11 protein-coding genes are annotated in these 11,740 nt (G+C 33.8%); 9 read left to right on the top strand and 2 right to left on the bottom strand.

The features are described from left to right. Positions 1-243 precede the first annotated feature (243 nt). A complete protein-coding gene (locus QEZ38_RS07610; protein WP_281335518.1) occupies positions 244-819 on the top strand; it encodes a DUF2625 family protein in 576 nt (191 codons plus the stop codon). A gap of 548 nt (positions 820-1,367) precedes the next feature. Here QEZ38_RS07610 and QEZ38_RS07605 read toward each other — a convergent pair. Then, positions 1,368-1,517, bottom strand: coding sequence for a hypothetical protein (locus tag QEZ38_RS07605; RefSeq protein WP_281335517.1), 150 nt, complete (start codon positions 1,515-1,517; stop codon positions 1,368-1,370). A 321-nt stretch (positions 1,518-1,838) separates the two neighbouring features. On the opposite strand from QEZ38_RS07605, the gene QEZ38_RS07600 reads away from it, so the two are divergent. From QEZ38_RS07600 to QEZ38_RS07565, 8 genes are all read left to right on the top strand, one after another. Continuing rightward, positions 1,839-2,453, top strand: a complete 615-nt coding sequence (locus tag QEZ38_RS07600; RefSeq protein WP_281335516.1) for a YesL family protein — start codon at positions 1,839-1,841, stop codon at positions 2,451-2,453. Continuing rightward, a complete protein-coding gene (locus QEZ38_RS07595; protein ID WP_281335522.1) occupies positions 2,431-4,104 on the top strand; it encodes a sensor histidine kinase in 1,674 nt (557 codons plus the stop codon). Before QEZ38_RS07600 ends, QEZ38_RS07595 begins: the two co-directional genes overlap by 23 nt. 2 nt (positions 4,105-4,106) lie before the next feature. Next, complete coding sequence (locus QEZ38_RS07590; RefSeq protein ID WP_281335515.1) at positions 4,107-5,393, top strand: response regulator transcription factor; 1,287 nt, start codon at positions 4,107-4,109, stop codon at positions 5,391-5,393. A 61-nt stretch (positions 5,394-5,454) separates the two neighbouring features. Then, positions 5,455-5,988 carry an ABC transporter permease gene (locus tag QEZ38_RS07585; protein WP_281335514.1) on the top strand — a complete coding sequence of 178 codons (534 nt, stop codon included), beginning with the start codon at positions 5,455-5,457 and terminating at the stop codon, positions 5,986-5,988. A gap of 75 nt (positions 5,989-6,063) precedes the next feature. Further along, positions 6,064-6,528: a class Ib ribonucleoside-diphosphate reductase assembly flavoprotein NrdI gene (nrdI, locus tag QEZ38_RS07580; protein WP_281335513.1), complete on the top strand. Its 465-nt coding sequence runs from the start codon at positions 6,064-6,066 to the stop codon at positions 6,526-6,528. Between the two features lie 18 nt (positions 6,529-6,546). Beyond that, a complete protein-coding gene (locus tag QEZ38_RS07575) occupies positions 6,547-7,416 on the top strand; it encodes a helix-turn-helix domain-containing protein (RefSeq protein WP_281335512.1) in 870 nt (289 codons plus the stop codon). A 346-nt stretch (positions 7,417-7,762) separates the two neighbouring features. Then, positions 7,763-9,703, top strand: coding sequence for a class III lanthionine synthetase LanKC N-terminal domain-containing protein (locus QEZ38_RS07570; RefSeq protein WP_281335511.1), 1,941 nt, complete (start codon positions 7,763-7,765; stop codon positions 9,701-9,703). Continuing rightward, positions 9,700-10,932: an MFS transporter gene (locus QEZ38_RS07565; protein WP_281335510.1), complete on the top strand. Its 1,233-nt coding sequence runs from the start codon at positions 9,700-9,702 to the stop codon at positions 10,930-10,932. The genes QEZ38_RS07570 and QEZ38_RS07565 overlap by 4 nt, the downstream gene beginning before the upstream one ends. A 373-nt stretch (positions 10,933-11,305) precedes the next feature. Here the strand turns inward: QEZ38_RS07565 and QEZ38_RS07560 are convergent, their stop codons facing one another. After that, the gene (locus tag QEZ38_RS07560; RefSeq protein WP_075229749.1) at positions 11,306-11,554 is read right to left on the bottom strand and encodes a MarR family transcriptional regulator; all 249 of its coding nucleotides are present in this window, start codon (positions 11,552-11,554) and stop codon (positions 11,306-11,308) included. Positions 11,555-11,740: the final 186 nt, after the last annotated feature.

Below are 11,740 nucleotides of genomic sequence, written 5' to 3'. Positions count from 1 at the left end.
ATGGGACTTTTTTTCTACAACAAAATAGGCTCCATAATTCCTATGGTGGTTTTACCCACTACAGAAATTATAGAGCCTTTTAAAAAATGTATTGATTATCTGCAATATCCTGAGAAGTTTGAATTTGTTGATTTAGATAATGAAGTATCTGCGATTGAACTTCTTTAATGTTGTGCATATAAATAGAAATGAAGCAAGAGTGAAAAATTGAATGGGATAGGGGAAACAAATAAAATGTTAACTATGGAAAAGATTATTGCGGAATTTGATAAAAGTTCTAATGATATTAAATTCCTTGAATTTAACAAAAAACTAACGGATAGTATAGAAAGACCACAAGAACTGAAGTTTATCTTAGAACATTTTTCTTATGTAACTGTTAATGGTTATTTAAAAATCTTGGGGAATGATTCAGAGAATGGCTTCAGTTACTGTAATGAATTGTTTTCAAAATGTTATAATTCGAATCGTTGTTTGATAGCTTATGATATCTTGTGTGGTCTATTTGCAATAAATATTGAAAAATTAAATGCAATAGAATATTTCGCTCCCGATACATTAGAATGGGAGGATTTGGAGATAGATTATAAGGACTTTTTGTATTGGGTGACGACAAATCAGTTAGACACATTTTATCAAGAACTGATAGTACCAGATTTGTTCACATTAGATTTATCGCTTGAATCAAATGAAGTTGTTTTGACCTATCCTTTTATTTGGTCAATGGAATACACTCCATCAGGTGCAGTTAGAAAAATAGTCCCTTTTAAAGAATTGTTAGAAATGAATGCTGATTTTTATAGACAGTTAAAGATGTGATAAATAAAGGGTTTAATGCATGAAAAAGATATTTGAAATTAGTACGCACAGTAAAATAGTATTAAATGGGAAATAATCATTAATGTAAACTGTTATTATTAAAGGATTCCAAAGCAAAAAGCTTTTTTGTATAAATGTGTATTACGAATGTGTGACTGATAGATAAACATTAAAATATATGATAAACAAAAATAGAAAAAAATTAAAAGGAGAATCCTTATGTCAGTAATTTCATCAGTGGGCCTCACATATTGCTTGATAAAAGAAAAGCATATTATTAGATGTTTAAAAACCGTGATTTAACGCGATTCTTGAATTTTAAAATTTCGATGTATTGCAATAAAAATTAACCGAAAAACTACATTCTTTGTGAAATAAATTAGATGTTCGGATATATAGAGAAACGCTCTAGTCCTATTGTCTAGAGTGTTTTTGTGTTGTTTTGAGAACGCATATAAATTTTGGTAACTTGTTATTTATTCTATCAATGCACATTTTGCAGAAAAAAAGAATACAGGACGAACAAATTCCTGTACTCTTAAAATAACTTAGAATAGAAATGATAATGCTGCGACTGCTGCTATTATAGTGCAAATTATTTTTCCAATTTTTGCATGTTGTTTGAACAATTTATCAGAGAAAAGACTCAATACAAGAGCAATCCAAAACAAGGTAGTTCTTAAAATAAAAATAGTCATAACTAGTACTCCTTTCGTTATTTTGTAAAGCCAATAACTAAGTTGAGGAGTAATTATTTAATCTGCAAAGATGTTTATCTTCTCTGGAAATAACTTTGATCATTAATCGATATCTCTATCTTTATTATAGTACAAATACCTTTATTAAACAACTATATATACTTATTCATTTGTACACCTTTGACAAGGATGGATGCTTACTCCGGACTTGATACTAAAAAAGTAGCGAGATAAACTCTCACTGCCTTTTCTCTCCTCCTATTTTTGAGAGCGCTTGAAATATGTTATAATAGTTCTAGATTATTTTTTTGGAGGCAAACTGTGGGAAATTTTATTGAGCTAGTCTTTCATCGTTTCTTTTTAGGGATGATTGCAACGGCTTATTTTTGGTTATTGACACTAGCAGGAGGTGTGTTTTTTGGTATAGCACCAGCTAGTGCGACTATCATGAGTTTATTTGCAGAACATGGTTATTCATACCGTGCCTATGGTTTTAAAGAGGCTTGGACTCTTTACAAGAGTAATTTTATTAAAAGCAATCTCAGTTTCTACACCTTTATGGGACTTGACTTGATCTTGATTTATGGTTTGTATCTCATGATCCAATTGCCGCATCAGACCATTATCCATTTGGCAGCAACATTTTTAAATATCTTTTTGGTGGCCTTGGTATTTTTGGCTTATACAGTTTCTCTAAAATTGCAAGTTTATTTTGACTTATCCTATCAAAATACCTTAAAGCTTGCCTTTATCGGAATTTTTATGAGCCTATCAGCAGTGGCTAAAGTTCTTCTTGGTAGCGTCTTGTTAGCCATTATTGGGTTTTATATGCCTGCCCTCATTATTTTTGTAGGGATTGGTATGTGGCATTTCTTTATTAGTGATTTATTGGAGCCTGTTTATGAAAGCATTCATGAAAAATTGGCGTCCAAATAGAATGAAACAATTTTGGCTTCATTCACTCCTTCGAACCTATACTTGGGTGATGATTGTCATCATTGCTAGTTTTGCCCTGTTGATTTCCTATGTAAACTGGGATAGTCGAGAAAAAGAAGCAAGACAGGTTTCCCAGCGGGTTTTGACTCGGACAGTGAGTGAGGTTGAGTATTACTATCGAGAATCAGCGCGTTCAGCCCAAAGTTTAGTAGAGAATCAAGCGCGAATCGAGGGAATCTATAAGTATTTTAGCCTCAGTACACCAGATTATTTCTATTGGCAACTGGAGCGTAAAGCATCACCCTATATTTCGGTATCCATTTATGAAAATATTGATGACCTCTATGTGCGCAATGATTTTGTAACGGGTGTAGCCTTTGTCTTGCAAGACTCGACAGAAGTTTATGTTTCGAAGAGGGACAATCGTAGTGGTTACAAGGTTTCTGCAGATGCCTTTAAGCCAGATGCTAATAGTTTCGCCATTCCTGTATCCGATCCAGTATCGGATCAAGCTCTTGGTGTTATTTATGTCTCTGTATCTTCCGATGTTTTTTATAAGGCTATTGACAATACCAGAGGAAGTATTCCAATTGCAGTGAGCATCACCTCTCCTTTTGAAACGGATATGTTTCATCTCGGTGAAAAAAATGACCGTGAAGAGTGGCTGTTAGATGAGACTGCTCATGGTTATCAGGTTCAGGTTGCGGTTCCTAGGGATTATGTCCTTAGTGGGAGTATCTTTAGTTCGATTTTTATTCTTGCTTTGAGTCTCCTCTTTATCGTTATTTTATATGTAACCTTGAAAAAAACATTTTCGAAGTATCAAACCCAAGTTGTTGATCTAGTGGAAACAATCCATGATATTGCGCAAGGGGAGCAAGGTAAAAGAATTGATCTCACGAAAAAAGACCAGGAATTACTTTTAATCGCTGAGACAACAAATGATATGTTGGATCGATTGGAGAGAAATATCCATGATATTTATCAACTTGAACTGAGTCAAAAAGATGCCAATATGCGCGCTCTACAAGCTCAGATAAATCCACATTTCATGTACAATACTCTGGAGTTTTTACGGATGTACGCGGTCATGGAGAACCAAAATGAACTAGCGGATATTATCTACGAATTCAGTAGTCTCTTGCGCAACAACATCTCTGATGAGCGAGAAACAACATTGAAGCAAGAAGTGGAATTTTGTCGGAAGTACAGTTATCTCTGTATGGTGCGTTATCCAAAATCCATTGCTTACGGATTTAAAATCGACCCTGGATTGGAAGAAATGCGCATTCCAAAATTTACCCTCCAACCCTTGGTGGAGAATTATTTTGCCCACGGAGTTGATCATCGACGTACAGATAATGTGATTAGTATCAAGGCCTTGAAAAAAGAAGGATATGTTGAAATCTTGGTAACCGATAATGGGCGTGGAATGCCTGCTGATAAGCTAGCAGAGATACAGGATAAATTAGCTCAAAGAACCTTCGAACATACGGTGGATTATAGTGGGAAACGCCAGTCCATTGGGATTGTCAATGTTCATGAGCGCTTTGTACTCTACTTTGGCGACCGCTATGACATCAGTGTAGAATCAGTTGAACAAGAAGGTGTTCGCTATCGAATCACCATTCAAAATGAAGAGAAAGGATAAAGATGTATAAAGTACTTTTAGTTGACGATGAGTACATGATTACAGAAGGACTCAAACGTTTGATTCCTTTTGACAAGTGGGATATGGAAGTCGTTGCAACAGCCAATCATGCTGACGACGCTCTGGACTACGTACGAGAACATCCCGTAGATATTGTCATTTCTGATGTCAATATGCCTGACAAGACAGGGCTTGAGATGATTGGGGAGATGAAGGACTTGTTGCCAAATGCTTACTATATCCTCCTTTCAGGCTATCAAGAATTTGACTATGTCAAAAAAGCCATGAATCTCAATGTCGTTGATTATCTGGTCAAACCAGTCGATAAGCTTGAGCTTGAACGCTTGCTTGAAAAGATTGCCAGTCAGCTTGGTGAAAAATCTCATGAGCCAGAAATCTTGAGCCAGCAACTAGATGAGGAAGCCTTTCTTGCTTATCTCACCCAAAAAGAAAGTTGGTGGATTGGGCTTTCAAAGGAAAAACAAGGGAGTTTTGTCATTCCCTACTATGTTCTAGGTCAGGACTGGCAGATTGTCCTTGCAGATCAGGAATTTGAGGGCTTGCTAGTCATGCCTTTTGAAGTTCCTTATCAAATCAACTTTGAAAAATGGAAGCGTGATGTGGAAAAGACTCTCTTTTATGGTTCGGTCAATTTAGATCAATCTGAAAGTCTCTTTTCTTACTACGAGCCTATCTATCGAGTGATCATCCAGGGGAATCTTCAGCAAATTATCGAGGAGTTGACCTTGCTTGAGCAAATTGTCCTTGAAAACACCCCGAGGGTTTCCATTACCAAGCAGTTGTTTACCCAGTTTGTCATGGATGTCTTCCATCTCTTTGAACATTTGAAAGCAGACGATATGACAGATATTGTCAAGAATATTCATGCTATTACAACTTTTGAGGATTTAGTCGCTTATACCAAGGAAACCTTGACATCATTCTTCGGCCAATATCGAATGAATGAAAATGTGGTCAGCGTGCTTGAAGTTATTGGTAGAGATTACCAAAAAGAGCTTTCTCTCAAGGATATCAGCAAGGAACTCTTTATCAATCCAGTTTATTTGGGGCAGTTGATCAAGAAGGAAACCAATTCCACTTTTGCAGAGCTTCTCAATAAGCAACGCATCAAGGCGGCCCAACAACTCTTGTTATCTACTAATGATAGTATCGAGGATATTTGCTATACGGTTGGTTACAGTAATGTAGGTTATTTCTATAAGGTCTTTCGAAAACTGTGTGGAAAGTCTCCTAAAGCCTACCGTAAACAGGTGGAAGCGAACTTGTAGTAGTTGTTCTCCCTCGTAAAATATGCTATAATAAACTAAAAAACATAAGGGGGTTGCTTTGATGAAAAAGAAACCAATCTATCTATGGGTATTACTGATTTTTTCAGCCTTACTCTCAGCAATGTCACTATTTGGAATCATATCTCCAGTACCTACTGCGGATGGTATGAGCAATCTAGAAACATCAGCATCAGGTGTTAATGCTACTTATGCTAAGGAGCTCGTTGATTACACCATTAAGGTATCGGAGCATGGTCATTCTGTCTTCAGCATTCTCTTGGTTGTCTTATCTGTTATTCTAGTTGTTGTGGCTTTGTTTTTCCTCGTTCGTAAAAAAATCCAATTGGCTAACTACACTTATCTTGCTTATGTCTTCGTTGCCATCGTTGGTTCTATCTACAACTTTATCGGCGTTCAGGACGCGGTTTCACTTTTTACAGACCCTAACATCCGTATGGGAGCGGAGCTTGGTGCCAAAGGTTCAGCCATTTTTGGGATCGTACTCAATGTTATCTTCCTAGCAATCGTCTTCTATAAAATGTGGCGTCAGCAAAAAGAATTAACAGAAACTCAAGAAGAGGAAGAACTTGCCTAAGAGTTGACAAAGCATAACTATCAAGATACAATCTTGGTAGTTATTTTTTTGAATTCAAAAAAGAAGGAGGAGAGCATGAAAAAAATTTCCTTAGTCTATATCAGTCTGAGTGGAAATACTGAGAGTTTTGTAACACGTCTGAGGGCATACCTTTTAGAACAGTATGGGAACATTGAAGTGGAAAAGATCCATATTAAAGATTTGGTCAAGGAGGGAGAGAATTTCTTTGAGATGACCAATCCATATGTCGCTTTCCTACCGACTTATCTAGAAGGTGGCAATGGTGTTGATAACGGAGATGTGGAGATTTTGACCACTCCAGTAGGGGATTTTATCGCCTATGGTGACAATGCCAGCAAGTGTTTTGGTGTTGTAGGATCCGGTAATCGTAACTTTAACAATCAATACTGTTTGACGGCTAAACAATACAGCCAACGCTTTGGTTTCCCTGTTCTAGCTGACTTTGAGATGCGTGGAATGCTGGGAGATATTAAAAAGGTTGCAGGGATTATTGCGGACTTGTATGAGTTAGATAGTTAAGAAGTGTGAGGAGTCAATATGCAAAATATGGGAGAGATTTTTAAAGAGTTACGAAAGAGTCGGAATATATCCTTACAAGAGGCGACGGGAGGAGAGTTTACTTATTCCATGTTGAGCAAATTTGAACGAGGGGAGGCTGATTTATCATCTGTGAAATTAATTACTGCTTTAGATCATATTCATTCTGATTTGAATGAATTTATGTATTTGGTACGTGGTTTTGCTCAGAAAAAGAATTTGACTTTTACAGAAAATCTTTGGAACACATATGAAAAAGAAGGTCTTGCTTCTCTTCAAGCATTGTACGAAAGGACATCTAAAAAGTATGCCTCAAGTGCTGAAAAAAGCTATCTTTTACAAATGATTCGTATCAAAAGTGTTCTGGTATTTTTTGATTTAGAAGCAACAGCAACTGATGAAGAGTTGGATTTTCTTTATGACTATTTTTTTACTATTGATATTTGGGGAAATTACGAATTAGAACTATTTTCAACCATTTCTACCTTGTTTCCTCTTCCGCTCTATTTTAAATATGCTAGGGAGATGCTACAAAAAACAGATTTATTAGGTTCTTTACCGGATAATAAAGTTAGTATTGATACGATTTTAATTAATGGACTATTTAAAGCAGTAGAGGAAAAAGATAAGTTAAAGGCAGATTATTTCATCTTTCAGATTGAAAAGCGAGATTTACCAGAGCAAGAAGCCTATCTTAAAATTATTTATATGATTGCCAAAGGTTATTACGATACTATTTTTACATTATCGGATAAAGGGGGTGTAAGAATTAAGAGAGGTATTGAGATTTTGAAGGATTTAGAATACGTAGATGGTGCGACATACTATGAAAACTACTTTTTAAATCAATTTTCATGCAAGGGGTTGTAATATATTCTTATGGTGTTAGCTGACAAAAAATAAATTCGATTCTTAATGTTGCATATTTAATAGTTTCTAGAATATAATTTATCTATTTTGAAGAAAAATATATTACAAAAAAGTGGGGACTCCCGCTTTTTTTGTTATACTTGATTCATAAAATAAAGGAGGTAACAGAAATGACAAAATTTGCAATGATTGCATCAACACATGCAGAACCAGTCAAAGAATTTGTAGCAACATACAAGTGCACAGTTCATAAAGGATAATGAACTAAGGTATAGATTGGTAGTGTTTTATAAGGAGTATGGACTTGTATATCATACTCCTTTATCTATTTGTAAAAAGGTGAACTATGGATAGAACGGATTTTACATATTGTAATGAAAATTTATATGAATTGGAAGAGTTTGGTTTTAAAATTCATATTTCTGCCACTATAAATAATTATAAACAAGTATTTGATGTAGTTAGTGAGTTGTTAGAGCAAGAAGGAGCTATGTACAAGTATTTGTCTGACTTTAATAAAATTTATAAAAATTTTTCTGAAACTGAATCATTGGCGGAATCAGGGAAGTTTATAACAATTTATCCAAGGAATAGAGAGAATTGTATAAAGTTACTTGAAAAGATTTATCAAAAATTACCTTGTAATTTACAAGGCATTTATATACTAAGCGATAGAAACTATAAAAATTCTAATAATATTTTCTACAGATTTGGATGCAACATAGTTAATGAAAATAATTTAATTGATGGTTTTCCAACTATGTATGGACCAGATGGTGAAATTTGGCAAGATTATCAAAAAGTCTATTTTGATTTACCTAAATGGATTGAAGATATTCAAGAGCCTCAGAGATTTATAGATACGTATATGTCTGATAATTATGAAATAAATTCTATTCTAAAAAGTAGCAATGGTGGTAATATTTATTTGGCTAATCAAAAGGAATCTACTGAGAGAGTCATTATAAAGGAATGTCGAAACCATATATTGTCCCATGAGAATATAGAAAGAAGAAAATTAAGAGAAAAAGAGTGGATTATATCTAGTAAATTTATTAAATACAGTCCTAAGCCATTGGAAAAAATTAATGAGTGGACAAATGGATATTTTATATATGAATTCATAGATGGAGTTGCATTAAAAGATTTTGTAGATGATTATAATTTATATTCCTACTCTAAAAACGACATCACTAAAAATTATTTTAAATTTCTTACTCTTTTAAAAATTTTCGAAAAACTAATAGAATTAGTCGGATACTTTCATCAAGAAAATATTGTTTTGAATGATATTCATCCAGACAATATTATAATTACAAATATGTTGGAACTATACTTTGTTGACTTAGAAAATTCTTATTTATCAAATGAGAGTCCATTAGTAGGAATCTACAACGATATCTGTCTAGAAAAATGGAATTATATAGAAGGTAAAAAAGCAGATTGTTATAAAATCGCAAATTTGATATTATTTTTACTAGGTAGATTACAGTTAAAAGGAGAAAGAGACTCTAAAATTGATAACATCAAAGAATTACTGCTTCAAAAAGGTATTGATACTAATATAGATATTCTGATAAAATATTTATTCAGTGATGAACCAGATATATTTACTTCTAAAAAAATATTTTCAAATATATATGTTAGAAAAAATAAAGAAAAAAAAATTGATGCTTGGATAAATACTGAATTATTGCCACTAAGCAATCAAGAATTTTTTAATCTATTAGAATCAAGAGTAATCTTCTCTGTAACTACAAATACAACATCTGCTGAAATATTAACCTTATTTAATAACTTTCGTGATTTTGGATTAGAAGGTTTATCTGGTTTTTTAATTTTCTTACATAATATTTCTTTTGATAAAAAAATTATAAACAAAGGTGTTGAGATTGTACTATCAAATACGTTAGATATAGACGGTAAAAAATTTTTAAAAAATTCTTCAACAACGGCCTCTCCGTATTTATTGGATGGAACATCGGGTATTATTCGAATGTTACTATACATCGATCCATTTGAGTACAAGGATATTATTTTGGATTTGAGTTCGAGCTTGTTGGTTGAATATGCTCAGTTTTCTGGATATTGGGGAGGGATGATTGGCCTTGCAGATACTTTATTAGCAGTTTGTAAATATTTTCCTAATGATGATTTTATTTTAATAGCAAAAGAACTACTAATAAGTGGGTTTATTCTGCAAAGGGTTGCGCTCCGAAATTTAGAAGAATCTCCTCAAATCATAAATATGTATAAAATTTTAAACTATAGGAGCGATCTGTTATGAGACTATTTTTAAAACATCATCTATTTAGAATACTTACTTTATCAAGGTTTTTAAGTTCAAGTGGAGCATATATTTATAATTTGGTGTTTGTCGTCTATGCTGCTAGTTTGCCATTTAAAAGTCTAGCTGTATTTGTGGCAAATATGATTACGATTTTGCCATTCTTATTTACTTTTTATGTGGGAATTAAGGCTGATCAGACTCAAAATAAAGCAAGGATGATTATTTGGGTTGGATGCTTGCAAAGTATTTTATTTCTCTTGATTGCGATAGTAATTCGTGATTCTAATTTTTTTACTTTTGCCTTTATTTGTTTAATGAATATATGTTCAGATGTCTTATCAGATTATACAGCGGGATTACGTATGCCGATTATTCAGTATAATATTTCAGAAGATAAACTCTATGAAGCCTACTCCTTTACTCAATTTGTATCTTATTTATCAAATCTAGGAGGTCAAGCTCTGGGGGTATGGATACTCACTACAAGTCAACAAAATTTTTCTTTAGTTGCAATTGTGAACTCAGGTTTCTTTCTGTTATCTTCTCTGATTTTGTTAAAAAATAGAAAAGAACTGACACATTTGTCTATAACTGTGGAGACTCAACCAATTAATTTAGTCCAACAAATGAAAACAATCTATGCAGATATGGACTATGTGTTTAGAAAAAAGGAAAGTAAATCCTTATTCAAAATTGTACTTGTTATTCTAATTATGAACACTTTAGGAGGTGCTATTGGAGGTATTTATCATTTTTACTTATTAGACCATGATATCTATCATCTCAGTTATGCCCAAGCTCTTTTTTTGATTGAAGGTGTCAGCTTAGGGGGAGCTATTATTGGAAGTTTAACTCCTAATGATTATTTTGGGAAATTATCTTTTTCAAATTTGTTATCCCTTAATGCTCTCCTATTTGTATTACTTGCTATTGCCAATATTTTAGATTTTCCTCCTCTGGTCGGTATTATTTGCTTAGCCTTTGTTATGTATTTTATGTCGAAATCAATGCCTAAATTAGATACTCTGTTACTGTCTAATTTGAGTTCAGACGTATTAGCTAGAAGTAATAACTTCTTGAGTATGATTTTTTCCTTAACATTACCTTTTGGAATGTCTCTATTTTCCTTTTTAGCTTTACAAGATATCAGGATTTGCTGGTGGGTATTTATAGCTGGTAGTGTGATAGGTCTGATTTTGTCATTGGAGACCAATCGAAATGAGTAAACTACAGAGATCATTTTTAAAGTATATAAAACGAAAACCAAGCTTCAAGGATATTATGCTATGCAGTGCTTTGCTACTCTTAGAGTTCGCTCTGTTGCAGTTCTCCAAGAAATTTCTTGATGAAAGTTTGTCAGCATACGGAACCATGGCATCACTAGGGATTGTTATACTGGTGGGAATCTTAGTTCTCAGGAAAAAATGAGAGTGGGACAGAAATCGGTAATTCGTTAGAATTCGATTTCGTCGTCCCACCTCCGCACAGTTGAGTAGGGCTGTAAAAGCTGATGAAATCAGCGTAGTAAAGCTCACTCAACCACTGCGTCTTGCTCGACTATCCAAAGACAATTGAGAGGCTAGGACTTTTGTCCTAGCCTCATTTTCTGATGTCTTCCACAATTTCCTTTGAAATCATAATTCCCAAACGATATCCCTTATTGATGTAGTCGATGACATCGTTGATGTTTTCTGTTGTTTTAATTTTTTCCTTGATAGTAGCTCGAAAAGTTTCATCCTTTAAAAGCTGTTCTTGTAGAAGGCCTTGTAGTTTTTCCTTTTCGTATTTGTTAATGAGAAAAAGAACGACAAGACTGATGACAACTAAAATATAAGCATATTGGCTCATAAAGTCTCTCCCTCTGTGATAAAGAAGTTAATAACAAGAGAAAAGCGAAAAAGATTTTTCGCTTTTCAAGTAATGACAATATAGAAATTAGGCAAGTGATCGCTAATCTAAAATAGTGGATGTAATGCCCTCTGCCCCTAGTACCAAATAAAAGTCCGTAGAGGTTTAGGATTGGTTACTTAGAAC

The sequence above is a fragment of the Streptococcus taonis genome, assembly GCF_029948085.1.
Lineage (GTDB): Bacteria > Bacillota > Bacilli > Lactobacillales > Streptococcaceae > Streptococcus > Streptococcus taonis.
Note: the sequence above shows the minus strand (reverse complement) of the source record. Positions and strands in the feature narration are given on the sequence as shown.

Bases quoted from the DNA above. Each gene is read 5' to 3' on its own strand.
- QEZ38_RS07585 (WP_281335514.1), top strand. From the start codon at position 5,455: ATGAAAAAGAAACCAATCTATCTATGGGTATTACTGATTTTTTCAGCC.
- QEZ38_RS07595 (WP_281335522.1), top strand. From the start codon at position 2,431: ATGAAAAATTGGCGTCCAAATAGAATGAAACAATTTTGGCTTCATTCA.
- QEZ38_RS07590 (WP_281335515.1), top strand. From the start codon at position 4,107: ATGTATAAAGTACTTTTAGTTGACGATGAGTACATGATTACAGAAGGA.
- nrdI (WP_281335513.1), top strand. From the start codon at position 6,064: ATGAAAAAAATTTCCTTAGTCTATATCAGTCTGAGTGGAAATACTGAG.
- QEZ38_RS07565 (WP_281335510.1), top strand. From the start codon at position 9,700: ATGAGACTATTTTTAAAACATCATCTATTTAGAATACTTACTTTATCA.
- QEZ38_RS07605 (WP_281335517.1), bottom strand. From the start codon at position 1,517: ATGACTATTTTTATTTTAAGAACTACCTTGTTTTGGATTGCTCTTGTA.
- QEZ38_RS07570 (WP_281335511.1), top strand. From the start codon at position 7,763: ATGGATAGAACGGATTTTACATATTGTAATGAAAATTTATATGAATTG.
- QEZ38_RS07575 (WP_281335512.1), top strand. From the start codon at position 6,547: ATGCAAAATATGGGAGAGATTTTTAAAGAGTTACGAAAGAGTCGGAAT.
- QEZ38_RS07560 (WP_075229749.1), bottom strand. From the start codon at position 11,554: ATGAGCCAATATGCTTATATTTTAGTTGTCATCAGTCTTGTCGTTCTT.
- QEZ38_RS07610 (WP_281335518.1), top strand. From the start codon at position 244: ATGGAAAAGATTATTGCGGAATTTGATAAAAGTTCTAATGATATTAAA.